This is a genomic window from Streptomyces flaveolus (genome assembly GCF_044765825.1).
GTDB classification, from domain to species: Bacteria; Actinomycetota; Actinomycetes; order Streptomycetales; family Streptomycetaceae; genus Streptomyces; species Streptomyces flaveolus.
The window spans coordinates 40,258-66,100 of sequence record NZ_JBIWKU010000018.1; the positions used below are offsets into that span (position 1 = coordinate 40,258).

Genomic DNA, 25,843 nt, shown 5'->3' on the forward strand with positions numbered 1-25,843 from the left:
CATGACACCTATCTCCAGAAGCGGTGGTACGGGGCGCGGACGCACCGGACGCGGCGGCGTCGCCGCGCTGATCTGCGGCGCGCTGGCCGCCGGAGGGCTCGCGGCCGCCGGGGTGACCGCGCTGGAACCGGGGGCGGCGTCCGCCTCCAGCCACCGGGAGGCGCCGCTGATATCGGGGACCCCGCGGTACGACAACACGGACCTCTACGCCTTCGTGAGCCCGGACCGGCCGGACACCACGACAGTCGTCGCGAACTGGATCCCGTTCGAGGAACCGGCGGGCGGACCGAACTTCTTCACGTTCGCCGAGGACGCCCAGTACGACCTGAACATCGACAACGACGGCGACGCGCAGGGCGATCTGGTGTTCCGGTACACCTTCACCACGCACACGAAGAACGACCGGTCGTTCCTCTACAACACGGGCCCCGTCACCAGCCTCGACGACCCGGACCTCAACATCACGCAGACCTACGACATCGACCTGATCAGGCTGCACGGCGGGAAGGAGATGTCCCGCACCACCGTCGCCGACGACGTGCCGGCCGCCCCGTCCGACGTCGGCAGGGCGTCGATGCCGGACTACGGAGCGCTGCGCGACCAGGCGGTCCACCAGCTGGCCGGCGGCGGGCAGACCTTCGCCGGGCAGGCCGACGACCCGTTCTTCCTGGACCTGCGCGTCTTCGACCTGCTGTACGGCGGGAACCTGTCCGAGGTCGGCAACGACACCCTCAAGGGGTACAACGTCAACTCGATCGCCCTCCAGGTCCCCACCGACATGATCGTGGAGTCGGCCGGGCAGCCGGTCGTCGGGATCTGGTCGACGACCCGGCGCAAGAACGCTCAGGGGCACTTCACCCAGGTGTCGCGCCTGGGCAACCCGCTGGTGAACGAGGTGGTCAACCCGCTCGCGGACAAGGACACCTTCAACGCGTCCGCGCCGGCGGACGACGCGCGGTTCCTGCCCAACGTCACCCAGCCCGAGCTGCCGAAGCTCGTCGAGGCGATCTACAAGATCAAGGCGCCCGCCGAGCCGCGCGACGACCTCGTCGACGTGTTCCTCAAGGGGGTGCCGGAGCTCAACCAGCCGCCCCACGTGACGCCTTCGGAACAGCTGCGCCTGAACACCTCGGTCGCCCCGGCCGCCGAACCCAGGCGGCTCGGCGTCCTCGACGGCGACACCGCCGGCTTCCCCAACGGGCGCCGGCTCACCGACGACGTGATCGACGCGGCACTCCAGGTCGTCGAGGGCGAGCTGGTCGGCGCGAAGAACGACCTGGGCGACGCGGTCGACGCCAACGACAAGGAGTTCGGGCACACCTTCCCTTACCTGGCGCACCCGACGGAGGGTTCGCGCGGTCCGCTGGCGGGCGGTGCGGGAGAGGGCAACGACGTTCGCAATCAGCTGGGCGACGCGCTGCGGCCCGCCGGTTCCGGCACGACGCTGATCGCCGCCTCGGCGGGCGCGGGCGCCGTCGGCATCCTGCTGGCCGGCGGCGCCCTGGTGTGGTGGCGCCGCACCCGGGGCCGCGCCTGGTGACCGGCCCCCTCAGACCGGCGCGGCCCGCTCCTTCCCCTCCCCCACGGCGGGCCGCGCCGCCTTCCGTCCCGTCGTCCCCTGTTCGCACGAGGAGAGGCATGCCCCCGCACAGCGAGAACAGCGCGCTCGAGAAGGACCCGGCCGGCGCCGGAGCCCGTGATCCCGGAACCCCCGCCCGCGATACGGCCGCCCGCGACCGGCGGGCCGCCGCGGTGCGGTCGCTGCGGCTCGCCGGGTGTGCCGTGCTGCTGGCCGTGGCACTGACCGCGGGGGCCGTCGCGGCCGGGGGCGCGCAGGAGGGGCGGGGCGTTCCGGCGGCCGGTGCGGTCGGCCGGCCCGGGGCGCCGGGACTGCTGAGCGCTGCGGCACCGGGCGGCGACATCCGCGCCCTGGAGGGCCGCCTGCGGGAGCAGCCACGGGACTTCGCCGGCTGGGCGGCCCTCGGCCTGGCCTACGTCGAGCAGGCCCGCACCGACGGCGACCCCTCGCGCTACCCGCGGGCCGAGCGGGCCCTCGGGCGCTCGCTGGAGCTGCGCCCCGGCAACGACCAGGCCCTCGCCGGCCGCGCCGCCCTCGCCGCCGCCCGGCACGAGTTCGCCGACGCGCTGACGTACGCGGACCGGGCCCTGAAGGCGAACCCCTACAGCGAGCGCGCCCTGTGCTCCCGTGTCGACGCCCTCGTCGAACTCGGCCGCTACGACGACGCGGCGCGGGCGGCCGACACCGCCGACGCGCGGCGGCCCGGCGTCCCGGTCTTCACCCGGTACGCGTACGTACGGGAGCTGCGCGGCGACGTGGCCACCGCACGCCGGGTACTGGACCAGGCCCTCGCCGCGGCCTCCTCGCCCGGGGACGTCGCCTACGTCGCCACCCAGCTCGGCCGGCTCGCCTGGAGTCAGGGCGAGTATCCGGCGGCCCTGCGCCACTACGCCCGCGCCCTCGCCGCAGACGACGCCTACCTGCCCGCCCTGGAGGGCCGAGCCCGCGCCCGGGCCGCGAGCGGTGACGAGGACGGTGCCGTCGCGGACCTGGAGGCCGTGGTGGCCCGCGCCCCGCTGCCCGGTCCGCTCGTCGCACTCGGCGAGCTGTACGAGGCCCGGGGCGACACGGCCGGGGCCCGCGCGCAGTACGCCCTCGTCGACGCGTGGACGGCACTCGCCCGCGCGGGCGGCGTCAACGCCGACCTGGACACCGCCCTCGCCGCGGCCGACCACGGCGACCGGGCGGCGGCGCTGCGCGCGGCCCGCGCCGAGTGGGACCGCCGCCGCACCGTGCACACGGCGGACGCCCTCGCCTGGGCGCTGCACGTCAACGGCCGTGACGCCGAAGCCCTGCCGTACGCCCGCCGGGCCGCCGCCCCCGGTTACCGCGACGCCGCCTTCCTCCACCATCTCGGCGTGATCGAGCGGGCCGTGGGCCACGACCGGGACGCGCGCCGGCATCTGCGGGCGGCCCTGGACCTCAACCCCGGGTTCTCGCCGCTCGGCGCCCGCGAGGCGCGTGCGCTCCTCGACGGCCGGGAGGCGGACCGGTGAGCCGCGTGCGTCCGGCCCTCGGCCTCCCGGCGCGCGCCGCGGCCGTGCTGGTCGCCGCCGCCGCGCTTGCCCTGCTGCCCGTTCAGGTAGCGGGCGCGCATCCCCTCGGCAACTTCACGGTCAACCGCTACGACGGCCTGGTCACGGCCCCGGGCGAACTGCGTGTCGACCACGTCGAGGACCTCGCCGAGATCCCGGCGACGCAGGCCGGCCCGGACCGCGAACGGCTCGGCACGGCCGAGTGGGCCCGGCGGCGCTGCGAGACGGCGGCCCGGGACAGCCGGCTCACCGTCGACGGCCGCACCGTCGCCCTCACCGCGCGGCGCAGCCACGCCCGGGTGCGGCCGGGCCAGGCCGGGCTCGACACCCTGCGCGTCGAGTGCCGGCTCACCGCGCCGCTTCCCACGTCCGCCACGGTCGCCGTCGCCTTCCGCGCCGCCGGTTCCGCCTCCGGCCCCGGCTGGCGGGAGATCAGCGCGCGCGGCGACCGTACGACGCTCACCGCGTCGGACGTGCCCGAGGCGTCGGTCTCGCGGGAACTGACGCGCTATCCCGACGAGCTGCTCTCCTCCCCGGCGGACACCGCGACCGCCTCGCTGCGGGTCCGGCCGGGCGGACCGGCCCTGGAGCGGGAACGCCAGGACGCTCCAGCCGCCTCCGTGCTGCCGCGCGGCGCCGACCGCTGGACGCGGGCGCTCGAGTCGCTCGTCGCCCGCCGCGATCTCACCCTCGGCTTCGCCGGTATCGCCCTCGCCCTCGCGGTCGTCCTCGGCGCCCTGCACGCGCTCGCGCCGGGCCACGGCAAGACCCTGATGGCCGCGGCGGCGGCCGCCCGGGGCGGCGGGGCCCGGCTGAAGGACGTCCTGCCGCTGGCCGCCTCGGTGACGGTCACGCACACCCTGGGCGTGGTCGCCCTCGGCCTCCTGGTCACCGCGGGGTCGGCCGCCGGGCCCTCGGTCGTCGCCTGGCTGGGCGTCGCGGGCGGCGTCCTGGTGACGCTGGCGGGCGCGAACCTCCTGCGCCGCGCCCTGCGCGACCGGGGACGCCCGCACTCCCACTCCCACTCCCACTCCCACTCCCACAGCCACAGCCACAGCCACGGGGACCATCACGGGGAGCACACCCGCCCCACCCTGCGCGGCACCGTCCTCCTCGGCTTCGCCGGCGGGCTCGTGCCCAGTCCGTCCGCGGTGGTGGTGCTCGTCGGTGCGGCGGCGCTCGGGCAGGCCTGGTTCGGGCTGCTGCTGGTGGTCGCGTACGGCGCCGGACTCGCCCTCACCCTCACCGCGGCCGGTGTCGCGGTGATCCGGCTCGGCGACGGTGTGCGCCGCGTGCTGAACCGGCGCCCCCGCTGGACGTCGAGCCCGCCGGCCGCCCTGGTACGGCGGGTCACTCCCCTGGCGTCGGCCTGCGCCGTCGTGGCCGTCGGCGCCGGATTGGTGTTCAGGGGGGCGGCATCCGCACTGGGCTGAGCTACTTTTGGGAAGAATCTCCGGGACCAGCGCGGGGCGAAGCCGCGCGAGACGCCATAGGGGGCGCCGGTGTTCGAAGACCCCGGCAGTGAGCGTGTGGTCGCCGGCCGCTACCGTCTCCTGTCCCCTCTCGGCGAGGGCGGCATGGGCACGGTGTGGCGGGCCCGCGACGAGGTGCTGCACCGCGAGGTCGCCGTCAAGGAGGTCCGCGCGCCGGCCGGGCTCCCGGACGCCGAGGTGGGACGGATGTACGCCCGGCTGGAGCGGGAGGCCTGGGCCGCCGCCCGCGTCGCCCACCGCAACGTCGTCACGGTGTACGACGTGGCCACCGACGACGGCCGGCCCTGGATCGTGATGGAGCTGGTGCGCGGCCTGTCCCTGGCCGACCTGCTGGACGCGGAGGGCCCCTTGGAGCCGCGGCGGGCCGCCCGCATCGGCGCCGAGGTGCTCGCCGCGCTGCGGGCCGCGCACGCGGCGGGCGTGCTGCACCGGGACGTGAAACCGGCCAACGTGCTGCTGTCCAACGACGGCCGGGTGGTGCTCACCGACTTCGGGATCGCCATGGTCGAGGGCAGCTCCGCGCTGACCATGACCGGCGAGGTCGTCGGCTCCCCCGAGTACCTCGCCCCGGAACGGGCCCTGGGCCGCACGCCCGGTCCGGAGTCCGACCTGTGGTCGCTGGGCGTACTGCTGTACGCGGCCGTCGAGGGCTCCTCGCCGTTCCGTCAGGACACTCCGCTGAGCACCCTGCGGGCGGTCGTCGACGAGGAACTGCCGCCGCCGCACCGGGCCGGTGCGCTCGCACCCGTCGTCGAGGGCCTGCTGCGCAAGGACCCGGCGGAGCGGCTGCCGGCCGGGCGGGCGGAGCAGGACCTGCGGCTCGTCGCGGCCGGCGGCACGCCTGCCGGGGGCGGCCCGCCGCTCGCGGCCACGGCACCGGCCGGCGCGTACGACCCGACGGTCGCGGCCGGCCCGGGGCCGGTGTCGCCGACGCCCCCGATGCCCGTGCCGGCGACGTCGGCGGGACCGGGGCCCACCGCGCCCGAGCACCGGGAGGGCCGCGCACGGGCCGTGCTGGTCGTGGGGCTGGCCGTGCTCGCGCTCGCGCTGGCCGGACTGACGTACACGCTGTTGAACCGTGGGGACGGCGGTGGCGGCACGGAGGGTTCGGGAGAGAGCCGTTCGCCGGGGGCGAGTTCGGCGGCGCCGAGCCGGACCGACGACAGTGCGGAGCCGAGTCCGTCGGCCGGTTCCGGGAGCGGCAGTCCTGAGAGCAGTCCCCCGCCGCAGTCGGTGAAGGTGTCCCTGAGGGGCTCGCACACCCACTACTCGGGGAGCTGTCCCCCGCCGCACGACCAGGCGCCCGCCTTCACGGCGACGTTCACGGTGGGGCGGCTGCCGGCACAGGTCGGCTACCGGTGGGTGACGGAGGACGGGAAGGTCTCCGACCCGGGCTGGAAGACCCTGTCCTTCCCGGCGGGCGGTGGCCGCTCGCGGCAGGACACCGTCGTCGTGACGACGAACGGGGACAGTGGCGCGTTCGAGAGCGCCGTCCGCGTGGAGGTGCGGGAGCCGGTGGAGGTCACGTCGGACGCGGTGGCGTTCTCGGTGACCTGCGAGACGGAGACGGAGACCCCGACGGGCGGGGCCTCCCCCTCCTCCAGCTCTTCCGCTTCTCCTTCCGCTTCGGGTCAGGCGGCGCTGTTGAGGACCGGCAGGTAGCCGCCCGACTGGCCGCCCGCGGTCGGGTGGTACGACTCACCGATGTTGAGCCAGTTCACGCTGTGCAGCCAGGCACTGCCGGAGCAGATCTCGTGCCCGGTGAAGGGGGGACGCACGTCGCCGAAGGTGAAGCCGTGGTCGGCGGCGCGCTTGGCGATGGTGGTGTTGAGCAGGTCGGAGGCGTCGTTGATCGCCTTCCGCTTGGTCTCGGAGAGGCCGATGCAGGAGGTGCCGAGCTTGTAGAAGCGCGGGTAGCCGATGACGACGACGTGGGCGTTCGGGGCCTTGGTGCGGATCGCCGAGTAGACGCTGTCGAGGTTGCCGGGCAGGGTCTGGTCGACGTACGCCCGCGCCGTGGCGACGCGTGACAGGCAGGAGCTGTCGGACTCGAGCACACAGGTCGTCATGACGTCGGCGAAACCGGCGTCGTTGCCACCGATGCTGATCGAGACGAGGCCCGTGGAGGAGCTGAGCGGGCCGAGCTGTCCGGCGAGAACATCACCCGTACGGGCGCCGGAGCAGGCGGTGAAGTCGAACGACGAGGGTGAGTGGGAGGCCGCCCACAGGTAGGGGTAGGCCTTGGTGCTGCGCTTGCAGTCGCCGCTGGAGCTGATGTAGCTGCCCGCTCCGACGCCGGAGGAGTAGGAGTCGCCGAGGGCTACGAAGCCGCCGGTGACCGCGGTCGGGGACGCCTGGGCCGTCGCGGCCCCGGTGAGGGCGGCGCCGGCGGCCAGGAGAACTGAAGTCAGGAAGCCGACAAGTCGGGGACGTCTCATGGAACCTCCCTTTAGCAGGATCTCTGCCTCAACCGTGGTAGCAGCTACGCGTGTTGACAGGAAGTGTCCATGCCAAGATCTGGCTGACGATGATTCAAAATCGGACGAAAGCCAGCGGGAACACCAGTGCCGTCTTGACGCTCTCCGGCGGACTGGGCCACATTGAGGCCCGGCATCTTGGGCTTCGGGGGGCAAAGCGGAACGGTCTGGGGACCCACACCCGCGCGAGATCGCCTCTCAAGAAGAACGGATGACGGCAAAACAACAAAAATGTGAGACCTCGTTTCAGGTCTTGCCATAGGGGTTCAATCGTCAATACCGTCATACATCTCCCGCATCGGTACGTCGGCAAGCGGCTCAGGGGAGGGCTCGAGGCCGCGGCGGACCGGGGCGGGGCGCGGTAGGGGGGTGCCGTGCTCGGTGACCACTTCGGTGGCCGGGCCGTGCCGCGCGGTCGGCTGCCGTTTCTCTTGTCGGCGTCGACAGGCTTTGCCAGCTCACCTGGCACGCACGGGGGTCCATGCCGTCGCGCCATGCGTGAGAACCCCCCTTTCGAACCGGATTCAGAGCCGGACCGCCCCTGGGGCGGGCGGTCCGCCGGACGAGAGGGACCAGACTCATGAGCTCAGTTCTGCAGCCGGCGGCGACGGACAACGATCCGTCACCCGCCGGGAAGTACCGGCCCGTCTCCTCGCACCTGGCCATCGCTCCGCCGGTGAGCGTGGTCATCCCCGCGATGAACGAGGCGGAGAACCTTCCCTACGTCTTCAAGACGCTGCCCGACTGGATCCACGAGGTCGTCCTCGTGGACGGCAACTCCACCGACGACACCGTCGAGGTCGCCCGGGAACTGTGGCCGGACGTCAAGGTCGTCGAGCAGCGCGGCAAGGGCAAGGGCGACGCGCTGATCACCGGCTTCAAGGCGTGCACCGGGGACATCATCGTGATGGTCGACGCCGACGGCTCGGCCGACGGCCAGGAGATCGTCTCGTACGTCTCCGCCCTCGTCTCGGGCGCCGACTTCGCCAAGGGCTCCCGCTTCGCCAACGGCGGCGGCACCGACGACATGACCTTCATACGCAAGCTCGGCAACCGCGCCCTGTGCGCGGTCGTCAACCGGAAGTTCGGCGCCCGCTACACCGACCTCTGCTACGGCTACAACGCGTTCTGGCGGCACTGCCTGGACAAGATCGACCTCGACTGCACCGGCTTCGAGGTCGAGACCCTGATGAACATCCGGGTCGTCAAGGCCGGTCTGAAGGTGCAGGAGATACCCAGCCACGAGTACCTGCGCATCCACGGCGTGAGCAACCTGCGCGCCGTGCGGGACGGGCTGCGGGTGCTCAGAGTGATCCTCGACGAGCGCTCCAACCGGCGGGCCCTGCGCAGCCGTACGCACGCGCCGACGCTCGTGTCGGTCGACTCGGCGCGGGGGAAGGTGTCTTGAGCACTGCCGCCACCCCGCTCACCATCTCGGTGGTGATCTGCGTCTACACCGAGGACCGCTGGGAGGACATCCTCGCGGCGGTCTCCTCGGTGCGGGCGCAGTCCCACCCGGCCCTGGAGACACTGCTGGTCGTCGACCACAACGAGGCGCTCCGGGACCGGCTGGCCAAGGAGTACGAGGAAGTCCCGGACACGCGGGTGCTCACCAACGCGGGCCCCCGCGGGCTGTCGGCCGGCCGCAACACCGGCATCGCGGCCTCGCGCGGCGAGGTCGTCGCCTTCCTCGACGACGACGCCGTGGCCGAGCGCGACTGGCTGCGGCACTTCGCCGCCGGGTACACCGATCCGGCGGTCATGGCCGTCGGCGGGCGCACGGAGCCCGTCTGGGCGTCGGGGCGCCGGCCGGACTGGTTCCCGGAGGAGTTCGACTGGGTGGTGGGCTGCACGTACCGCGGCCTGCCGCCCGGCCGGGTCCGGGTGCGCAACGTGCTCGGCGGCAACGCCTCCTTCCGGCGCGAGGCGTTCGACGCGGCGGGCGGCTTCGCCACCGGCATCGGACGCGACGGCGACAAACGTCCGCTGGGCTGCGAGGAGACGGAGCTGTGCATCCGGCTCTCCCGCGCCCGGCCCGACGCGGTGCTGCTGATCGACGACCGCGCGGTGATCCACCACCGGGTGCCCGGGGCGCGCGAGCACTTCGGCTACTTCCGCACCCGCACCTACGCCGAGGGCCTGTCCAAGGCGCTGGTGGCCCGGAGCGTCGGGGCGGACAAGGGGCTGGAGTCCGAACGCCGGTACACCACCCGGGTGCTGCCGGCCGGGGTGGTGCGCGGCCTGCGCGATGCCGCGCTGGCCCGGCCGGGCGGCGCGCGCCGGGCGGGGGCGATCGTCGCCGGAGTGCTCACGGCGGCCGGCGGCTATGTGGTGGGCAGCGTACGGGCGCGGCGTAGCGGGGCCACGTTCTCGGTGGCTCCCCTCGAACCGGCGGAGGGGGGCGCGCATGGCTGAGGTGTCCGTGGCCGACGCGCGGGTGCCGATCCTCATGTACCACGCGGTCGCGGCCGACCCGAACAAGGCGACCCGGGCCCTGTCCGTGACCCCGCGGGCCTTCGCCGAGCAGATGGCGGCGATCGCCGACCGGGGTCTCACCCCGGTCGGCACCGCGGAGCTGGCCGCCGCCTGGCGCTGCGGCGGCCCGCTGCCCGAGCGGCCGGTCCTCATCACGTTCGACGACGGCTACGAGGGCGTGCACCGGCACGCGCTGCCCGTGCTCGCCAAGCACGAGTTCCCGGCCACGCTGTTCGTCTCGACCGGCTGGCTGCGCGGCCCGTACGACACCGGGGGCGCCCTGGACACCATGCTCGACTGGGACCAGGTCCGCGAACTGGCCGCCGCCGGCGTGGAGATCGGCGGGCACAGCCACACCCATCCGCAGCTCGACCAGCTCGGCGAGGACCCGCTGCGGTACGAGCTGATCCACTGCCGGGAGATCCTCACCGACCAACTGGGCACCGCGCCGGCCTCGTTCGCCTACCCGTACGGCTACTCGGACCGCCGGGTGCGGCGGGCGGTGCGCGAGACGGGGTACGCACAGGCGCTCGCCGTCGGCAACGGCCTGGCGCGCCGGCGCCAGGGACCGTACGCCCTGCGGCGGGTCACCGTGCGCCGCGGCACGGGGCCCGAGGAGTTCGCCCGGCTGCTGGAGGGGCGCGCGATCGCCCGCACGTTCGCCCGCGACCGTGCCCTCACCAAGGGGTACGCCCTGCTCCGCGGGACACGCCGGGCGCGGGCACGGATGCCGGGGGCCGGTGCCTGAACCACCGGCCGCCAGGTGCCGCGTATGCCGCGTGTGCCCGGGAAAACGGGTGCACGCGGCGTCCGCGTGCCCGATCATGGCGGCATGTCCGTGAACCCGCACGACGCCCTGCCGATCCGGCTCAACGTCGACGACAGCGACTCCCCCTCCGACGTGGTCGACGCGCTGTTCCTCGGCCGTTTCGCCACCGGCGAGCAGCCGTTCGCGCACGCCGCGAACATCGACCGCGTGCGGTCCGGGGCGACGCTGCTGCCGCCCGGCGCGCGCGTGCTGCGCGTCGCCCGTGACGACGACCGCAGCGCCACCCTGGCGGAGGGCGACGGCTGGACGCTGCTCGTCTCGCGCTGGAGCCGGGGGGCCGACGTCACGGTGACGGCGACCAGCGCCGACCTGGCCCAGAAGGTGCTCGGCGACGCGACGGACGGCGCGACGGACGAACCCGAGCCGCAGCCCGAGAACGTCACGATGGGCTTCTGGTACGTCTCCCCGCGGCGCGGCCCGCACCGCACCACCCGGCAGATCTCGGCCGGCACCTGGGCCGAGGTCCGGGCCAACTACACGGCGCCGGTCGCGGAGGCGATGGACGGCCTGATGAAGACGACCCCCGAGGACATCGCGGGCCGGCTGCTGCTCCTGCACGGGCCGCCGGGCACCGGCAAGACGTCGGCGCTGCGGACGCTCGCCCGGTCCTGGCGGGACTGGTGCCAGGTGGACTGCGTACTGGACCCCGAGCGGCTCTTCTCCGACGTCGGCTATCTGATGGACATCGCCATCGGCGAGGAGGACGCCTCGGGCAAGGACCGCTGGCGGCTGCTGCTGCTGGAGGACTGCGACGAGCTGATCCGCGGCGAGGCCAAGCACACCGCCGGGCAGGCCCTCTCACGGCTGCTGAACCTCACGGACGGGCTGCTGGGCCAGGGCCGCAACGTGCTGGTCGGGGTGACGACCAACGAGGACCTGGAGCGGCTGCACCCCGCCGTCGTCCGCCCCGGCCGCTGCCTGGCCCGCATCGAGGTGGGCCCGCTCACCCGCCGGGAGGCGGTGAACTGGCTCGGCACCGAGGAGGGCGTCGGCCGGGAGGGCGCGACGCTGGCGGAGCTGTTCGCGCTGCGCCGGGGCACCTCGCCGACCACGCTGCCGGAGCCGCGGGACGGCGCGGAGGCGGGGCTGTACCTGTAGCTGTTTGATGGGGAGTATGACCCTGTTCGTCGGCACGTCGGGCTGGCAGTACCGGGACTGGCGGGACGTCCTGTACCCGCCCGGCCTGCCCGTACGGCTGTGGCTGGAGCGGTACGCGGCCGGCTTCGCGACGGTGGAGATCAACAACGCGTTCTACCGGCTGCCCACGCGGGAGACCTTCGAGGGCTGGCGCGAACGGGTGCCGCCGGACTTCGTGGTCGCGGTCAAGGCGAGCCGCTATCTCACCCACATCAAACGCCTGCGGGACCCCGAGGAGCCGGTCGACCGTCTGATGACCCACGCGGCCGGTCTGGGCGACCGCCTCGGTCCGGTGCTGCTGCAACTGCCGCCGACCCTGCGCTGCGACGCGGGCCTGCTGGACGCGTGCCTGGCCTGCTTCCCGCCCGGCACCCGGGTCGCGGTGGAACCCCGGCACGAGTCCTGGTGGACGCCCGAGGTGCGCGGGGTGCTGGAGTCCCGGGGTGCGGCGCTGTGCTGGGCGGACGTCCTGGCCCGCCCGGTCACCCCCCTGTGGCGCACCGCCGACTGGGGCTACGTCCGCTTCCACCAGGGCAGGGCCGCCGCCTGGCCGCACTACGGCCGCCGCTCACTGGCGACATGGATCGACCGCATCGCCACGACCTGGCCGGACGACCACGACGTCTACACCTACTTCAACAACGACCCGAACGGAGCGGCCGTTCGGAACGCGGTGACGTTCGCCCGGCTCGCGGAAAGGGCGAACCTGACGGTCACCCGGACGCGCCCCGAAGGGGCGCGGGGCTGAGACACTGTGCGGCTCCGCCGCGTGGGCGCGACCAGCCACGACGCACCCGCAGCCGACCGACAGCCCCGCCCCGAACGACGCTCAATCCCCGTAAGCCGCCCGCAGCGCATCCCGTACGGCCCCCAGCGCATCGGACTCCGTCACCCCGAGCCGCCGAGCCCGCGAGGCGAACTCCTGCGCGCCGACCGCCAGCTCCCGCTCCGCCGCCGAGCCCGCCGCGGCGACGAACGTTCCGTTGCGCCCCCGCGTCTCGATCACCCCGTCCGCCTCCAGGGCCCGGTACGCCTTGGCGACCGTGTTGGCGGCGAGCCCCAGGGACTCGGCCAGTCCGCGCACCGTCGGCAGCCGGTACCCGACCGGCAGCGCGCCCGACCGCGCCTGTTCGGAGATCTGCGCGCGCACCTGCTCGTAGGGCGGGGCGCCGTCGTCGATGTGGATCTTCAAGGTCACCCGGCGATTGTCCCGCACCCGCCGGAAATTCGGAGGCATCGCGCCCCCGGCCCCGCGTAGCGTGCGGCCCCATGACCGTCATCGTGCGCGATCTGCGCCCTGGGGTGCGGGCCGACCTGGAGGGCTTCGCCCGGGTCCGGCACGCCGCCCTGCCGTACATCCTGTTCACCCCGGACTCGATCGTCCACGCCCTCACCCGGTCCCACCCGAAGGCGCGCTTCCGCTCCCTGGTCGCGGAGGAGGACGGCGAGATCATCGGCACCGCGCAGGTCGGGCTGGTCCACGACAGCCCGGAACCCGGGCAGGGGTTCCTCAACATCTATGTCCACCCGGACAGGGTCCGGCACGGTGCCGGCGGGCTGCTGGCGCGCACGGCCGAGGAGTACCTGGCCGGCGAGGGCGCGACCAAGCTGTTCGCCTGGGTGCTGGACGAGCCCGCCGACCGGGCCTTCGCCGAGCGGTACGGCTACGAGCGGCGGCGCTCGGCACACTTCCTCCGGCTGGACCTGGTGAACGGCACGCTCCCGCCCCCGTCGTCCCCTCCCCCGGGCGCCGAGCTGCGCACCGCGGCCGACTTCGAGGACGACCCCCGCCCGCTGTTCGAGCTGGACGCGGAGACGGCGGCGGACGAACCGAGCGACGTGGACTACGAGTTCACGGACTACCAGGCCTGGCTCGCGGAGACCTGGCGGCACCCGCTGCTGAACCGGGAGCTGACCACGGTCGTGCTCGTCGACGGCCGCCCGGCCGCGTTCAGCATCGCCCACACCTCCGGCACCCGTTACTCGACCGCCATGACCGGCACCGCCGGCACCCACCGCGGCAGGGGCCTGGCCAAGCTCGCCAAGACCGACTCCCTGCACCGCGCCCGCGCGGCGGGGTGCACGGAGGCCTTCACGGGCAACGACACCGGCAACGGCCCGATGCTCGCCATCAACAAGGGGCTCGGGTACGAGGTCTGCGCGACGGAGGTGCGGTATGTCCGCGAACTCGGCTGAATCACCGGACCGGGTGGAGGTCGTCCTGGTCAAGGCGGGCCGCACGAAGATCCGTTACCCGAGCGAGCTGCTGCACGACGACGGCACGCGGATCGTGGTCCGCGCCCCCTGGGCCGGTGACGGCGTCCGTGACTTCGGCTTCGTGCGCTTCGAGGCCGGGGACGTCTTCACCGAGTACTACTGGCGCGACCGCTGGTACGCCGTGAAGGAGGTCCGTGCCGCCACGGGCGCGGTGAAGGGCTGGTACTGCGACATCACCCGCCCCGCCGTGCTGACGGGGACGGAACTGGTCGTCGAGGACCTCGACCTGGACCTGTGGCGCTCCGCGGACGGCTCGGACGTACGCCGGCTGGACGAGGACGAGTTCGCCGAGAGCGGCCTGGCGGAGCGGGACCCGGGGGCCGCCGGTGCCGCCGTGGCCGCGCTGGACGAACTGGAGCGGCTGGCCCGCGGGCACCGTTTCACGGACCTGCTGGCGTAGGTACCCGGTGGTCACGCGGGCAGGGCGACCACCGCGTACCGCTCGTCGTCGACCTCCTTGCCCCACAACGACGGGTCGTCCGACAGCCGTTCCACACGGACCTGCCCGCCGAGCGGGGCGAGGAGCCCGGTGAGCCGGCCGGCGGGTATACCGACCGGGGTGACGCTCCCCCACACGCCCTCGATCAGGACCAGCCGCCCTCCCGGCCGCAGCAGCTCCCGCCAGTGCGCCAGGACGCGGCCGGGGTCGGGCAGGGTCCACAGCACGTGCCGGACCAGGACGGCGTCGAAGCGCCGCTCGCCCACCGGCGGTGCCCCGGCGTCACCGAACAGGAACACCGCGTCACGACCGGCGAGTTTGGCCCGGGCCAGCTCCACCATGGCCGGGGAGAGGTCGACGCCGGTCACGCGGTGTCCCTGCTCGGCCGCGAGCAGCGACAGGCTGCCGGTGCCGCAGCCCAGGTCGAGGACGTCACCGGGCCGCCCGGGCAGCCAGGACCGCAGCCGGGCGGCCCAGGCCCGGCGCACGCCGGGGTCGCGCAGCCCGTGGTCGGACTCCTCGTCGAAGGTGGCGGCCCTCGAGTCCCAGTCGATACTCGCTGCGGTCGTCCTGTCACTGTCGCCCGTCATGTGCTCAAGAGTGACATCCACCACTGACAGCGATGCATCGATGAGGAACTCTCGGGGAAAGGGTCTACCTCCGTGAGAACGCGGAACCCGGTGGATCCGTGAGGAGGCAGCCATGCGCCGTCTGACCGTGCACAAGCCCCTGAAGAAGACCGACGCCCGCCGAGTCCGCGAGGAGGCCGACGAACGCCCCGCGGGACGTCCGGAGGTCCGGAAGGACATCGCGCGCACGTGGTGGCCGGACCACTGACCGGGGCTCCCGGCCATGAGACGCGTCAGAGCAGTCGCTTGCGGTAGTGGACGCGGTCGTAGGGCCCGTCCACCCGGCGCTCCACGGCCTCGTACCCGTACTTCGGGTAGATCCGCTGGTTCTCCCACATCAACGCGTTCGTGTAGAGCCTGACCTCGGGCAGGCCCAGCGCACGCGCGCGTGCGTCCACGAACCGCAGCAGCCGCCGCCCGACGCCCGTGCCGTGCGCGTCGGGGTGGACGGCGATGCTGTCGAGGAACAGATGGTCCTCGAACACGTCCAGCACCACGAGGCCCACGACGGGGCCGCCCGGGGCTTGTGCGACGAACACCTTCCCCGCGGCCACGTCCGCCGCGTGGTCCGCCTCCATGGGCTTCGGCACCACCCCGATGCGCTCGATGTACGGGCGGTACGCCGCGTCGGTGACGGCCTCGACCGCGGGCACGTCGGCCGCGGTCGCCGGCCTGATCTCCTCATTGCTCATACCGCGAACGGTAGTTACCTGAGGGCAGTCTGAGCACTCCCTTAACGCGGCCATAAAGATCGCCGCCACCCGCTCCCAGCAGGGGATTTCACGGTTTCCAGGGGCTAGCTTGCTGATCACCCCACGGGTTCCGGCCCAAGTCCCAGTGACCGTTGAGGAGTTCCCCATGCCCGCACCCCGCAGGGTCGCCGCCGCCGTCGCCGCCGGCCTCGCCCCGCTCGCCCTGACCGCGCTGGCCGCCGTGCCCGCGTCGGCGCACGGCTCGATGGGCGATCCGGTCAGCCGGGTGTCGCAGTGTTACGCCGAGGGCCCCGAGAGCCCGAAGTCGGCCGCGTGCAAGGCCGCGGTCGCGGCCGGCGGCACCCAGGCGCTCTACGACTGGAACGGCATCCGCATCGGCGACGCCGGCGGACGGCACCAGGAGCTGATCCCGGACGGCAGGCTGTGCAGCGCGAACAGCGAGGAGTTCAAGGGCCTCGACCTGGCCCGCGCCGACTGGCCCGCGACCGGGGTGAGCAGCGGCTCCTACACCTTCAAGTACCGTGTGACGGCCCCGCACAAGGGCACCTTCAAGGTCTACCTCACCAAGCCCGGCTACGACCCCGCGAAGCCGCTCGGCTGGGGCGACCTGGATCTGTCCGCCCCGGTGGCGACGGTCACCGACCCGGTGGCCTCGGGCGGCTACTACACGTTCTCCGGCACGCTCCCCGAGCGCACCGGCAAGCACCTGCTGTACGCGGTCTGGCAGCGCTCGGACAGCCCGGAGGCGTTCTACTCCTGCTCGGACGTGTCCTTCGGCGGTGCCAGCGGAAGCGGCGGCGGTGCGAGCGACGGTGACGCGGACAGCGGCGCCGCCCCGGCGCCGTCGGCCTCCGCACCGTCCGAGGAGCAGCTCGCGGCGGCGCAGGACAAGTCGACCGTCGAGCACCACGGCCACGGCGACCAGGACGCCGCGACGACGACGGACCCGACCGACCCGGCCGCCGCTCTGGCGGCTCCGGAAGAGACCCCCGAGACCCCCGAGGCCGCCGCGGCCGGTGAGCCCAACGAGGTCAGGGCCGCCGGCGCCGGTACCGAGAACCTCGCCGAGACCGGCGGCGACAGCAGCACCTCGTACCTCGCCGTCGGCGGTGCCGCCGCCCTCGCGCTCGGCGCTGCGGTGCTGTTCGCGTCGGTGCGCCGGCGGGCGCTCGGCGGCGGCCGGCACGGTCGCTGACCGGGGACCACAGGGGGAACGCGGGGCTTGTCCGGCGGCTCAGGCCGGACAAGCCCCGCGTGGTGTGCCGGATGCCGGCGCCGGGGTCAGCCGAAGACCGAGGCGCAGGTGGTGGGGGTGGCGTGCGCCGGGTCGAGGGCGTTGGCCACCTCGTGGAAGGCGATCCGGTCGAGCAGCCCGATCGCCAGGTGCTCGGAGAGATCGAGCGGGCACAGGTCCTGCAACAGGACGTTGCGCACGCCGGGCCCGCTCAGGTACTGGCCGCGGTACGGCGTGACCACCTCGTCGTACCGGGTGGCGAGAACGGTGTAGCGGACGCCGGGCACGGTGTCGCCGCCCTCGTTGAGCTTGGTGAGGACGTCGGAGCCGACGACCTGGTCGGCGAGGGCGGGGGTGTGCTCGTTCAGCAGGTCCTCGGCCCCCGGGAAGTACGGCAGCAGGTGCGTGAGGCCGGACAGGGTGGTGCCGTGGTTGCTGGGCGCGATGCCGACGAGGGCGTTCACCTTGCCTGCCCCGCCGAGGAACTTCAGGTAGTAGCGGGGCATCATGCCGCCCTGCGAGTGGCCGACGATGTCGGCCTTCGCGGCGCCGGTCGCGGCGAGCACCTTGTCGACGTGGGCGGAGAGCTGCTCGGCCGACTTCTCGACCGGTCCGAGGCCGTGGAAGAGCGGGACGCCGGGCAGTTGCCCGTAGTCGAGGGAGAAGACGCAGTAGCCGCGGTGCGTCAGGTAGGGCGCGAGGCCCAGCCAGTTGTCGACGGAGTTCCCGAAGGTGCCGTGGACCAGGACGACGGGGCGGGGGTGGGCGGCGGACGGCTTGCAGGTGTAGTCGTTCCAGCCGGTGCTGGGACGCGCGTCGGCGGCGTGGACGGTGGTGGCGGGGACCAGGGCGGCCGCGGCGGTCAGCAGCAGCGCGGCCAGGGGTCTGAGCACTCGCTTCCAGGGCAGCATCGGGTGATCTCCTTGCGGCTCAAGGGAGGTGCGACGGCATGACGCCCTGTGATCCGGATCACGGGATGCTGTTCACCCGTCAAGTTACGGGCGAGTAGTGCAAGTGTGAAGTTACGCGTCAGTAAAAACTTCCAGTGACAACCGGCGCCGGCCGTCACTCTGGTGATAGGGGGTCACCAGCTGGGTCGCACAGGGCCGTTGGGCGCGACGCGGGCCAGAAGGCCGTACAGCACGCGGACCTCGCCCTCACCGATCACGTCGCTCCACCCGCGCACGGCCTCGGCCGCCGCCTCCTCGGCGGCCCGCGTGCACGCCCACCCCCGCTCGGTCAGCACGACCAGCCGGGCCCGCGCGTCGGCGGGGTGCGGCCGGCGTTCGGCGTACCCCTTGCGGACCAGCTCGTCGACGAGCTGACTGGCGGCCTGCTTGGTCACCCCGAGGTGCGCGGCGAGGTCGGTGACCGTCGCGCCGTCCGGGGCGAGCCGGGTGAAGGCGAAGCCGTGGGCGGGCCGCAGCCCTTCGAAGCCGCGGGCGACGACGCCCTCGTGGATGCGCTGCGTGAGCCCGCCGGCGGCGGCGAGCAGGGCGGCGGACAGGGCCATGGCGTCGGAGTTCTGCACGGGGGCATTGAAACACCCTTGACGAATTGGTCAAGCGGCTTGACCATGGAGCCGCACGTGTTAGTCAAGCTGCTTGACCATTGCCTCAGGGAGACCGTCATGCCCGTCGTCCGCTCGTCCGAAGGCGTCACCCACGAGATCCACGGCGCCCGCTTCGTCTCGTACGCCACCCCCCGCACCGGCAGCAGGGAGCTGTGCGCCTGGCGGGGCGAGATCCCCGCGGGGACGAAGGCGCCCGCGCACACCGTCGACCGGGAGGAGATCTTCCATCTGCTCACCGGCGAGCTGCTGATCACCCTCGACGGCCGCGCCGAGCACGTCACCGCGGGCGACACCGTGATCATCAACCCGGGTGCGACCCTCGCCGTGGAGAACCCCACCGACCGGACCGCGACGTCCTGGGTCACCACCTCCGTCGGTCTGGAGGCCGAGCTCGCGGACGGCACCCGGATCACTCCCCCGTGGGCCAACTGACCCGCGGGGGCGTCACGCCGCCAGCGACCCCGGCATCACCGCCCTCGGCCCGAACTTCGCCCGCGCGCGGTCGGCGACCTCCTCGATCCGGCGGACCTTCTCGTCCACGGGGTCGAAGGTGAGCTGGTGGGAGGCCTGCTCGGCGGGGGCGAGGCCCTCGGCGCGCAGGGTGACCGAGCGGACCCGGGCGCGCTGGAGGCCGAGCGCCTCGTACATGCCGTACGCGGCCCGCGTCAGCGCCGCCGAGTGGGCGGTCGGCTCCTTCAGGGTGCGGCTGCGGGTCGTGGCCGAGCGGTCGGCGTAGCGCACGGTGAGGGTCAGGGTGCGGCACACCTTGTCCACGGCGCGCAGCCTGGAGCCCAGTTCCTCGGCGGCCGAGAGCAGGGCGCGGCGGTGCCGGCCGGGGTCCAGCTCGTCGCGGGTGAAGGGGCGTTCGGCGGCGAGGGAGCGCGAGATGCCGTTGGGGACGACCCGGCCGCGGTCGACGCCCTGCGCCTTCTCGTGCAGCTCGCGGCCGGCCCTCGCGCCGACCAGCCGCTGGAGCGTGGACAGGGGTGCGGCGGCGACCCGGCCGAGGGTGTCGAGGCCGTACTCGCACAGGGTGCGGGCGGTCGCGGTGCCGACGCCGGGCAGCGCGGCGACGGGCTTGCCGGCGAGGAACTCCCGCACCTCGTCCCCGGGCACCGCGCGGGTCAGCCCCGGCCGGGCGTCCCGCAGCGCCATGCGGGCCAGCATCGGGCCCGGACCGGCGCCGATCACGCAGTCGACGCCGTACAGGGCGAGGGCGCGGACGCGGATCACCGAGGCCAGTTCCACGGCGTCGCGCCCGAAGTACCGCTCGGCGCCGCGCAGGTCGGCCAGCGCGCCGTCCGGCGGCAGCGCCTCGACGACCGGCGTGAACTCCTCCAACAGCCCCAGCAGCTGGGGCAGGGCCGCCTCGTACATCGGCGGCAGCTGGAAACGTACGCAGAGAATCGTCATCCCGCACTCCCCGGACTCTGGTGCCACAACTTCCTTCCCACCGCGGGCCCTTCGCCCGCGGGGCGCAGATCGGCCCAGGGATGCATCTCGTACCCCGTGGACATGCGGATCTTCCGCTGCTCCATCGGGTCCTGGGCCGCGGAGCCGGCCGGCGCGGGCTGCCCGTCCGAACCGGCGAGGCGGCGGCGCGCCGGGCCGCCCCCGGGGTCGTCGTCCCGGCTTCCGCCCGCTCCGGCCAGCCGGGCCGCGACGCCCTCCAGCCCTTCCTCCCGGCGCACTTCCAGCAGGTCGGCGAGGTTCCAGGCGGCGGAGCCGACCACGCTGAGGCTGCGCGGACCGCGCCGCTGCACCACCCCGCGCACCAGCAGCAGCCAGGAGTGGAAGACGGTGTGCGCGCAGGTGTCGTGGGAGTCGTCGAAGAAGGCGAGGTCGACCAGGCCGGACCCGTCGTCCAGGGTGGAGAAGATGACCCGGCGCCCGGAGCGGATCGGCGGGGTCTGGGTGGCCGCCTTGGCGCCCGCGACCAGCACCGTCTCCCCGTGCCGGGCATCGCGCAGCCGCTTGGCCGACACCACGCCCAGCTCGCGCAGGAAGGTGCGGTGGTCGTCCATCAGGTTGCGCGAGGCGTCCATGGAGAGCACGCCCAGTTCGGCGCTGAGCTTCTCCTCCGACGTGAGGTCGGGCAGCCCGGCCGACGCGGTCTTCCGTCCGCCGGACAGCGGGAGCTGGTCGCCGCGTCCGCCCCGGGCGCCGCGGTGCAGTTCGGTCAGGTGCAGTTGCAGGTCGCGGCGGTTGGCGCCGAACGCGTCCAGCGCGCCGACCTGGGCGAGCCGTCCGGCCAGCGGCCTGCTGGGGCGGGCCCGTTCCCAGAAGTCGAGCAGGGAGGCGTAGGGCTGTCCCCCGGCGATCCGTTCCGCCTCGGCCTCGCTGATGCCGTGCACGTCCGAGAGGGCGAGGCGCAGTCCCCACGCGGCGGGCTTCCGGGACCGTGATTCAGACACCAGTTCGATCCTGTGTGCGACCCCCGACTTGTTCACGTCCAGCGGCAGGATCGGCACCCCGCGCCGCCGCGCGTCCGCCAGCAGCAGCCGCTTGGGGTACATGCCGGGGTCGTGGGTGAGCAGACCGGCGTAGAAGGCGGCCGGGTGGTGGGCCTTCAGCCACGCCGACTGGTACGTCGGCACGGCGAAGGCGACCGCGTGCGCCTTGCAGAAGCCGTAACTGCCGAAGGCCTCGACGATCTCCCAGGTCCGCTGAATCGTTTCCGCGTCATAGCCGTTCGCCGTCGCGTGCTGCGCGAACCACACCTTGATCCGCCCCTGCGACTCCGGGTCGGACAGCCCGCGCCGCACCCGGTCCGCCTCGCCGCGCCCGCAGCCGGTCATGATGGCGACGATGTCGATGATCTGCTCGTGGAAGACGACGACCCCGTAGGTGCCCTCCAGCGGCTCCGCCAGGTCCTCGTGCGGATAGCGCACCGGCGCCCGCCCGTGCCGGGCCTCGATGAACGGCCGCACCATGTCGGCGGCGACCGGGCCCGGCCGGAAGAGCGAGATGTCGACCACGAGGTCGTGGAAGGTCGACGGCTGGAGCCTGCCGACCAGGTCCCGCTGCCCCGGCGACTCGATCTGGAAGCAGCCCAGCGTCTCGGCGGAGCGGATCAGCCGGTACGTCGCCGGGTCGCCCTCCGGTACGGCGTCCAGGTCGACCTCGGTGCCCGTGGCCCGCTTCACCTCGGCGACCGCGTGCGCCATCGCCGACTGCATCCTGACGCCGAGCACGTCCAGCTTGAGCAGCCCGAGGTCCTCCACGTCGTCCTTGTCGAACTGGGCCATCGGGAAGCCCTCGCCGCTGGTCGGCATGACCGGCGTACGGGAGAGCAGGGAGGCGTCCGACAGCAGCACTCCGCAGGGGTGCATGGCGATGCCGCGCGGGAGGGCGTCGAGGCCCTCGACCAGGTCCCAGAGCCTGCCGTACCGCTCCTTCTCCCCCGCCAGCTCCCTCAGCTCGGGCAGCTCCTCCAGCGCCGCGCGGGCGTCGCGGGCGCGGATGTGCGGGAAGGACTTGGCGACGCGGTCGATCTCGGCGGGGTCCATGGACAGGGCGGCGCCGACGTCGCGGATGGCGTGGCGCACCCGGTACGTCTCCGGCATGGCGACCGTGGCGACCCGCTCGGTGCCGAACCGGCCGATGACCGCGCGGTAGACCTCCAGGCGGCGCGCGGACTCCACGTCGATGTCGATGTCGGGCAGCACGACCCGCTCCTTGGACAGGAACCGCTCCATCAGCAGCCCGTGTTCGACCGGGTCGGCGTGGGCGATGCCGAGGAGGTGGTTGACGAGGGAGCCCGCGCCGGAGCCGCGCGCGGCGACCCGGATGCCCATGTGCCGTACGTCGTCCACGACCTGGGCGACGGTGAGGAAGTAGGAGGCGAAGCCGTGGTGGGCGATGATGTCCAGCTCGTGGTGCATCCGCTCCCAGTACTCCCGGCGGCCGGCGTATCCGCGCAGCACCATGCCCGCCGCCGCCCGGGAGGCGAGCGCGCGCTGGGCGGTGCGGCGGCCGGCGCCGACGAGGTGCGGTTCGGGGAAGTGGACGGCGCCCATGCCGAGGTCGTCCTCGGGGTCGACCAGGCACTCGGCGGCCGTGGCCCGGGTCTGCTCCAGCAGGCGGTGGGCGGTGTCGCGCCTGAAGCCCGCGGCCTCGACGATCCGCTCGGCGGTCTCCCGCATGGCACCGGCGTCCTTGAGCCAGGCCTCGCCGGAGTCCAGTTCCTTGGTGGCGTCGATCGGGACCAGGCGGCGGGCGGCGTCCAGGACGTCGGCGACGGGACCCTGGCCGGGGTCGGCGTACCGGACGGCGTTGGCGAGCACCGGCCGGATGCCCTGTTCGGCGGCGAAGCCGACGGTGCGGGCGGCCAGGCGCAGGGAGCCGGGGCCGGTTCCCGTGCGCCCGTGCCAGACGGCCTCCAGGCGCAGGGCGTCGCCGTAGACCTCCCGCCAGGGGGCGAGGAGCTTCGCCGCGCGGTCGGGGCGGCCGGCGGCGAGGGCGCGGCCGACGCCGGAGTCGGGGCCGAGCAGGACGGTCAGGCCGTCGGCGTGGTTGTCGGGCCAGGACAGCAGCGGGGAGGCCTCGGCGGTGTGGGCGGCGGAGACCAGACGGCACAGGTCGGCCCAGCCGCGGGCGCCGTCCCGGGCGAGGAAGGTCACCCGGGGGGCCGACTCGTCGACGAAGGCGCCCCCGCGCACGGGGGTGCGGCGCCGGTCCCGGCGTACGGAGGTGTCCGTACGGTCGGCTTCGGGCTCGGGGGCCGCCACCGCCAGCTCCGCGCCGAACAGGGGGCGGACGCCCGCCTTCGCGCAGGCCTTGGCGAAGCGGACCGTGCCCGCGAGGGTGTCCCGGTCGGTGAGCGCGAGGGCGTCCATGCCCCGCTCGCCGGCGCGCTCGGCCAGCCGCTCCGGGTGGGAGGCGCCGTATCGCAGGGAGAACCCGGAGACGGTGTGCAGATGCGTGAAACCCGGCACACGCACCTCCCGATCTCATGAACCCGACGCCCTATCGAACGTCTGTTCCCAACCACCTCACCCCCACCATAGACCAATTTTCGAATGTGTGTGCGACATCCGTTCAGCCCCTCCCCACCTGCGCAAACACCCGCCGCCCCGGACCGTGGGGACATGTCCCACACCCCAGGCACCAGCACGCGGAGCGGCTCCTTCCTCGGTGAGGTGAAGGACGCCGTCACCCCGCGGGCCACCCTGCTCGTGCTCGGTGTGATCGCGCTCCAGTTGCTGTTCATCGCCTCCTACGTGGGAGCGCTGCACGACCCGAAGCCGAAGGACGTGCCCTTCGGGGTCGTCGCCCCCCGGGGCGCGGCCGAGCAGACGGTGGCCCGGCTGGACCGGCTGCCCGGGTCGCCGCTGGACCCGCGCACGGTGGCCGACACGGCGAGCGCCCGGAAGCAGATCCTGGACCGGGAGATCGACGGCGCCCTGATCGTGGACCCGGAGGGCGGTACGGACACCCTGCTGGTCGCCTCCGGCGGGGGCACCGTCCTCGCCACCGCCCTGGAGGGCATCGTCGGCAAGCTGGAGGCGGCCGAGCGGCGCTCGGTGCGCACCGTCGACGTGGCCCCGGCCTCGGCCCAGGACTTCGACGGGCTGTCGTCCTTCTACCTCGTCGTGGGCTGGTGCGTCGGCGGCTACCTGTGCGCCTCGATCCTGGCGATCAGCACCGGCGCCCGGCCCGCCAACCCGCGTCGCGCGGCGATCCGGCTGATCGTGATGGCGCTGGTCGCGATCGTCGGCGGCCTGGGCGGCGCGGTGATCGTCGGGCCGATCCTGGGTGCGCTGCCCGGCAGCGTGGTGGACCTGTGGGGGCTGGGCACCCTGATCACCTTCGCGGTGGGCGCCGCCACGCTCGCGCTCCAGGGCCTCTTCGGGATCGTCGGCATCGGGCTGGCGATCCTGCTGGTGGTGATCGCGGGCAACCCGAGCGCGGGCGGCGCCTTCCCGCTGCCGATGCTGCCGCCGTTCTGGAAGGCGATCGGCCCGGCGCTGCCGCCGGGCGCGGGCACCTGGGCGGCCCGCTCGGTCGCGTACTTCAAGGGCAACGACCAGACCCTCTCCCTGCTGGTGCTGTGGGCGTGGGCGGTCGCGGGGACGGTGATCACGCTGCTCGCGGCGGCGCTGCGCCGTCGGCGGCAGGAGACGGAACTGCCCACACAGGCCGGCTGACCGCCGTACGCACGCGGAAGTCCCGCCCCTCGCGCGCGGGACGGGACTTCACAGGTGTGCGGGCAGTGCTCAGCCGATCTGCGTACCGGTGGCCGACAGGGCCTCCGTCACCGGCTGGAAGAACGTCGTGCCGCCCGAGGTGCAGTCGCCGCTGCCGCCGGAGGTGAGGCCGATGGCCTTGTCGGCCGAGAAGAGCGAGCCGCCGCTGTCGCCGGGCTCGGCGCAGACGTCGGTCTGGATCAGGCCGTTGACGATGTCGCCGTTGCCGTAGTTCACGGTGGCGTCCAGGCCGGTGACCGTGCCGTCGTGCACCTGGGTGGTGGAGCCGCTGCGGGTCACCTTCATGCCGACGGTGGCCTCGGCCGCGCCCGAGATCGCCTGCGCGGAGCCGCTGTAGAGGTTCACCTCGCTCGGGTGGGCCACGTCGGCGCTGTACTTGACCAGGCCGTAGTCGTTGTCCGGGAAGCTGGAGACCTCGTTCTGGCCGATCACGGTGCCGGAGGAGTCCGACCAGCTGGAGATGGCCTCGGTGCAGTGCCCGGCGGTGAGGAAGTACGGCTCGCCGCCCTTGGTCACGTTGAAGCCGAGCGAGCAGCGCCCGCCGCCTCCGGTGATGGCGTCACCGCCCGCGAGGAAGGGCTTGTACTCACCCTCGGTCCGCTTGAGTTCGGCCTTGGCGCCGAGCCCGTCGACCACCTCGGTCAGCTTGGCCCACTCGGCCTCGGAGACCGTGCGGTCGGCGGTGACGACGACCTTGTTGGTGGTCGGGTCGGTCGCCCAGGAGGTGCCCGGGATGGTCGCGTCCTCGGCGAGGGTGGTGCGCGCGCTCTTCAGCTCGGCGAGCGAGTTCTCGACGACTCTCGCCCTGGCGCCGGCCTCCTCGACGGTCTGCGCGGCGGCCTCGTCGAGCACGTTGACGACGAGACTCTTCGCCTGTGCGTCGTAGTACGTGCCGGCCGCGTCGGCGCCGAGGTCGCCGAGCAGCGTGGAGGCGAGCTTTCCGGCCGCCGTGACCGACAGGGTCTCGGGCGCGGAGGCCCTCGGGGACTCGCTGGCGTTCGCACTCTGGAAGGTGACTCCCGCGGCGACCAGTGCGGTGATGCCCGCACCCACCACGGCTGCCCGCCGCTTGGGTATGCGTCGGTGCTTCAACTCATGTCCTCCTGTGGGGGGTCGGTCCGGGAGGTCGTGGGGATCTCGCGGACCGGAAGGCTGGTTGACGAGCGCCAACTGTTCCCATTCCCCAGGAGGCACACAAGGCCGACTTGAGGACGTGCGCACGACAACTCCAGCGCGGTCACACG

The 25,843-nt window shown here is 73.6% G+C and carries 24 protein-coding genes; 15 read left to right on the forward strand and 9 right to left on the reverse strand.

Features of this window, described 5'->3' with window-relative positions; translation table 11 throughout:
• The first annotated feature begins 1 nt into the window (after position 1).
• The 4 genes from ACIRG6_RS36065 (at position 2) to ACIRG6_RS36080 (ending at position 6,269) form a co-directional block, all read left to right on the forward strand.
• A complete protein-coding gene (locus ACIRG6_RS36065; protein ID WP_403326100.1) occupies positions 2-1,540 on the forward strand; it encodes a DUF4331 domain-containing protein in 1,539 nt (512 codons plus the stop codon).
• A gap of 98 nt (positions 1,541-1,638) precedes the next feature.
• Positions 1,639-3,075: a tetratricopeptide repeat protein gene (locus tag ACIRG6_RS36070; protein WP_403326103.1), complete on the forward strand. Its 1,437-nt coding sequence runs from the start codon at positions 1,639-1,641 to the stop codon at positions 3,073-3,075.
• On the forward strand, positions 3,072-4,547 hold the full coding sequence (locus ACIRG6_RS36075; RefSeq protein ID WP_403326106.1) for an urease accessory protein UreH domain-containing protein: 1,476 nt from the start codon (positions 3,072-3,074) through the stop codon (positions 4,545-4,547). Before ACIRG6_RS36070 ends, ACIRG6_RS36075 begins: the two co-directional genes overlap by 4 nt.
• 69 nt (positions 4,548-4,616) lie before the next feature.
• Positions 4,617-6,269 carry a serine/threonine-protein kinase gene (locus tag ACIRG6_RS36080; protein WP_403326109.1) on the forward strand — a complete coding sequence of 551 codons (1,653 nt, stop codon included), beginning with the start codon at positions 4,617-4,619 and terminating at the stop codon, positions 6,267-6,269.
• Here ACIRG6_RS36080 and ACIRG6_RS36085 read toward each other — a convergent pair.
• The gene (locus tag ACIRG6_RS36085) at positions 6,239-7,045 is read right to left on the reverse strand and encodes an SGNH/GDSL hydrolase family protein (protein ID WP_403326112.1); all 807 of its coding nucleotides are present in this window, start codon (positions 7,043-7,045) and stop codon (positions 6,239-6,241) included. The two genes, ACIRG6_RS36080 and ACIRG6_RS36085, sit on opposite strands and share 31 nt — an antisense overlap.
• A 619-nt stretch (positions 7,046-7,664) precedes the next feature.
• Between ACIRG6_RS36085 and ACIRG6_RS36090 the strand changes: the two genes are divergently transcribed.
• From ACIRG6_RS36090 to ACIRG6_RS36110, 5 genes are all read left to right on the forward strand, one after another.
• Entirely contained in the window at positions 7,665-8,492 is an 828-nt protein-coding gene (locus ACIRG6_RS36090) for a glycosyltransferase family 2 protein (protein WP_350723581.1), read from the forward strand.
• Positions 8,489-9,499: a glycosyltransferase family 2 protein gene (locus ACIRG6_RS36095; RefSeq protein WP_403326115.1), complete on the forward strand. Its 1,011-nt coding sequence runs from the start codon at positions 8,489-8,491 to the stop codon at positions 9,497-9,499. Before ACIRG6_RS36090 ends, ACIRG6_RS36095 begins: the two co-directional genes overlap by 4 nt.
• Positions 9,492-10,307, forward strand: coding sequence for a polysaccharide deacetylase family protein (locus ACIRG6_RS36100; RefSeq protein ID WP_403326118.1), 816 nt, complete (start codon positions 9,492-9,494; stop codon positions 10,305-10,307). Before ACIRG6_RS36095 ends, ACIRG6_RS36100 begins: the two co-directional genes overlap by 8 nt.
• 84 nt (positions 10,308-10,391) lie before the next feature.
• Entirely contained in the window at positions 10,392-11,486 is a 1,095-nt protein-coding gene (locus tag ACIRG6_RS36105) for a DUF5925 domain-containing protein (RefSeq protein WP_225635737.1), read from the forward strand.
• Positions 11,487-11,502: 16 nt separating this feature from the next.
• Complete coding sequence (locus ACIRG6_RS36110; protein WP_364676910.1) at positions 11,503-12,273, forward strand: DUF72 domain-containing protein; 771 nt, start codon at positions 11,503-11,505, stop codon at positions 12,271-12,273.
• A gap of 81 nt (positions 12,274-12,354) precedes the next feature.
• On the opposite strand, the gene ACIRG6_RS36115 is transcribed toward ACIRG6_RS36110, so the two are convergent.
• Positions 12,355-12,723: a GntR family transcriptional regulator gene (locus ACIRG6_RS36115; protein WP_318217919.1), complete on the reverse strand. Its 369-nt coding sequence runs from the start codon at positions 12,721-12,723 to the stop codon at positions 12,355-12,357.
• Between the two features lie 71 nt (positions 12,724-12,794).
• Here ACIRG6_RS36115 and ACIRG6_RS36120 point away from each other — a divergent pair, with 71 nt between their 5' ends.
• Together ACIRG6_RS36120 and ACIRG6_RS36125 are read left to right on the forward strand one after the other, a co-directional pair.
• Positions 12,795-13,721, forward strand: a complete 927-nt coding sequence (locus ACIRG6_RS36120; RefSeq protein WP_364676911.1) for a GNAT family N-acetyltransferase — start codon at positions 12,795-12,797, stop codon at positions 13,719-13,721.
• A complete protein-coding gene (locus ACIRG6_RS36125; RefSeq protein ID WP_364819742.1) occupies positions 13,702-14,202 on the forward strand; it encodes a DUF402 domain-containing protein in 501 nt (166 codons plus the stop codon). The genes ACIRG6_RS36120 and ACIRG6_RS36125 overlap by 20 nt, the downstream gene beginning before the upstream one ends.
• An 11-nt stretch (positions 14,203-14,213) precedes the next feature.
• Here ACIRG6_RS36125 and ACIRG6_RS36130 read toward each other — a convergent pair whose 3' ends face one another.
• Positions 14,214-14,831: a class I SAM-dependent methyltransferase gene (locus ACIRG6_RS36130; protein ID WP_403326124.1), complete on the reverse strand. Its 618-nt coding sequence runs from the start codon at positions 14,829-14,831 to the stop codon at positions 14,214-14,216.
• Between the two features lie 112 nt (positions 14,832-14,943).
• Here ACIRG6_RS36130 and ACIRG6_RS36135 point away from each other — a divergent pair, with 112 nt between their 5' ends.
• Positions 14,944-15,078 (forward strand): hypothetical protein, encoded by a 135-nt coding sequence (locus ACIRG6_RS36135; RefSeq protein WP_364676915.1) that lies wholly within the window; start codon positions 14,944-14,946, stop codon positions 15,076-15,078.
• A gap of 25 nt (positions 15,079-15,103) precedes the next feature.
• Here the strand turns inward: ACIRG6_RS36135 and ACIRG6_RS36140 are convergent, their stop codons facing one another.
• Complete coding sequence (locus ACIRG6_RS36140) at positions 15,104-15,562, reverse strand: GNAT family N-acetyltransferase (RefSeq protein WP_403326127.1); 459 nt, start codon at positions 15,560-15,562, stop codon at positions 15,104-15,106.
• Positions 15,563-15,728: 166 nt separating this feature from the next.
• Here ACIRG6_RS36140 and ACIRG6_RS36145 point away from each other — a divergent pair, with 166 nt between their 5' ends.
• Positions 15,729-16,778: a lytic polysaccharide monooxygenase auxiliary activity family 9 protein gene (locus tag ACIRG6_RS36145; RefSeq protein WP_403326130.1), complete on the forward strand. Its 1,050-nt coding sequence runs from the start codon at positions 15,729-15,731 to the stop codon at positions 16,776-16,778.
• An 86-nt stretch (positions 16,779-16,864) separates the two neighbouring features.
• On the opposite strand, the gene ACIRG6_RS36150 is transcribed toward ACIRG6_RS36145, so the two are convergent.
• Both ACIRG6_RS36150 and ACIRG6_RS36155 read right to left on the reverse strand, forming a co-directional pair.
• A complete protein-coding gene (locus tag ACIRG6_RS36150; protein WP_318217925.1) occupies positions 16,865-17,728 on the reverse strand; it encodes an esterase/lipase family protein in 864 nt (287 codons plus the stop codon).
• Between the two features lie 173 nt (positions 17,729-17,901).
• Positions 17,902-18,348, reverse strand: a complete 447-nt coding sequence (locus ACIRG6_RS36155) for a MarR family winged helix-turn-helix transcriptional regulator (protein ID WP_364676921.1) — start codon at positions 18,346-18,348, stop codon at positions 17,902-17,904.
• Between the two features lie 99 nt (positions 18,349-18,447).
• Between ACIRG6_RS36155 and ACIRG6_RS36160 the strand changes: the two genes are divergently transcribed.
• Positions 18,448-18,822 carry a cupin domain-containing protein gene (locus ACIRG6_RS36160; protein ID WP_364819732.1) on the forward strand — a complete coding sequence of 125 codons (375 nt, stop codon included), beginning with the start codon at positions 18,448-18,450 and terminating at the stop codon, positions 18,820-18,822.
• A 12-nt stretch (positions 18,823-18,834) separates the two neighbouring features.
• Here the strand turns inward: ACIRG6_RS36160 and ACIRG6_RS36165 are convergent, their stop codons facing one another.
• Together ACIRG6_RS36165 and ACIRG6_RS36170 are read right to left on the reverse strand one after the other, a co-directional pair.
• On the reverse strand, positions 18,835-19,803 hold the full coding sequence (locus ACIRG6_RS36165) for a DNA polymerase Y family protein (protein WP_239769769.1): 969 nt from the start codon (positions 19,801-19,803) through the stop codon (positions 18,835-18,837).
• Complete coding sequence (locus ACIRG6_RS36170) at positions 19,800-23,327, reverse strand: DNA polymerase III subunit alpha (protein ID WP_403326135.1); 3,528 nt, start codon at positions 23,325-23,327, stop codon at positions 19,800-19,802. The genes ACIRG6_RS36165 and ACIRG6_RS36170 overlap by 4 nt, the downstream gene beginning before the upstream one ends.
• 153 nt (positions 23,328-23,480) lie before the next feature.
• Between ACIRG6_RS36170 and ACIRG6_RS36175 the strand changes: the two genes are divergently transcribed.
• A complete protein-coding gene (locus ACIRG6_RS36175; protein WP_364676927.1) occupies positions 23,481-24,539 on the forward strand; it encodes a DUF3533 domain-containing protein in 1,059 nt (352 codons plus the stop codon).
• Between the two features lie 69 nt (positions 24,540-24,608).
• Here ACIRG6_RS36175 and ACIRG6_RS36180 read toward each other — a convergent pair whose 3' ends face one another.
• Positions 24,609-25,691: a S1 family peptidase gene (locus ACIRG6_RS36180; RefSeq protein WP_364676928.1), complete on the reverse strand. Its 1,083-nt coding sequence runs from the start codon at positions 25,689-25,691 to the stop codon at positions 24,609-24,611.
• Between the last annotated feature and the right edge of the window lie 152 nt (positions 25,692-25,843).

Coding starts and splice junctions, on each gene's coding strand:
- ACIRG6_RS36065 (WP_403326100.1), top strand. CDS start 2: ATGACACCTATCTCCAGAAGCGGTGGTACGGGGCGCGGACGCACCGGA.
- ACIRG6_RS36070 (WP_403326103.1), top strand. CDS start 1,639: ATGCCCCCGCACAGCGAGAACAGCGCGCTCGAGAAGGACCCGGCCGGC.
- ACIRG6_RS36085 (WP_403326112.1), bottom strand. CDS start 7,045: ATGAGACGTCCCCGACTTGTCGGCTTCCTGACTTCAGTTCTCCTGGCC.
- ACIRG6_RS36090 (WP_350723581.1), top strand. CDS start 7,665: ATGAGCTCAGTTCTGCAGCCGGCGGCGACGGACAACGATCCGTCACCC.
- ACIRG6_RS36100 (WP_403326118.1), top strand. CDS start 9,492: ATGGCTGAGGTGTCCGTGGCCGACGCGCGGGTGCCGATCCTCATGTAC.
- ACIRG6_RS36105 (WP_225635737.1), top strand. CDS start 10,392: ATGTCCGTGAACCCGCACGACGCCCTGCCGATCCGGCTCAACGTCGAC.
- ACIRG6_RS36110 (WP_364676910.1), top strand. CDS start 11,503: ATGACCCTGTTCGTCGGCACGTCGGGCTGGCAGTACCGGGACTGGCGG.
- ACIRG6_RS36120 (WP_364676911.1), top strand. CDS start 12,795: ATGACCGTCATCGTGCGCGATCTGCGCCCTGGGGTGCGGGCCGACCTG.
- ACIRG6_RS36125 (WP_364819742.1), top strand. CDS start 13,702: ATGTCCGCGAACTCGGCTGAATCACCGGACCGGGTGGAGGTCGTCCTG.
- ACIRG6_RS36130 (WP_403326124.1), bottom strand. CDS start 14,831: ATGACGGGCGACAGTGACAGGACGACCGCAGCGAGTATCGACTGGGAC.
- ACIRG6_RS36135 (WP_364676915.1), top strand. CDS start 14,944: ATGCGCCGTCTGACCGTGCACAAGCCCCTGAAGAAGACCGACGCCCGC.
- ACIRG6_RS36140 (WP_403326127.1), bottom strand. CDS start 15,562: ATGAGCAATGAGGAGATCAGGCCGGCGACCGCGGCCGACGTGCCCGCG.
- ACIRG6_RS36145 (WP_403326130.1), top strand. CDS start 15,729: ATGCCCGCACCCCGCAGGGTCGCCGCCGCCGTCGCCGCCGGCCTCGCC.
- ACIRG6_RS36150 (WP_318217925.1), bottom strand. CDS start 17,728: ATGCTGCCCTGGAAGCGAGTGCTCAGACCCCTGGCCGCGCTGCTGCTG.
- ACIRG6_RS36160 (WP_364819732.1), top strand. CDS start 18,448: ATGCCCGTCGTCCGCTCGTCCGAAGGCGTCACCCACGAGATCCACGGC.
- ACIRG6_RS36165 (WP_239769769.1), bottom strand. CDS start 19,803: ATGACGATTCTCTGCGTACGTTTCCAGCTGCCGCCGATGTACGAGGCG.
- ACIRG6_RS36175 (WP_364676927.1), top strand. CDS start 23,481: ATGTCCCACACCCCAGGCACCAGCACGCGGAGCGGCTCCTTCCTCGGT.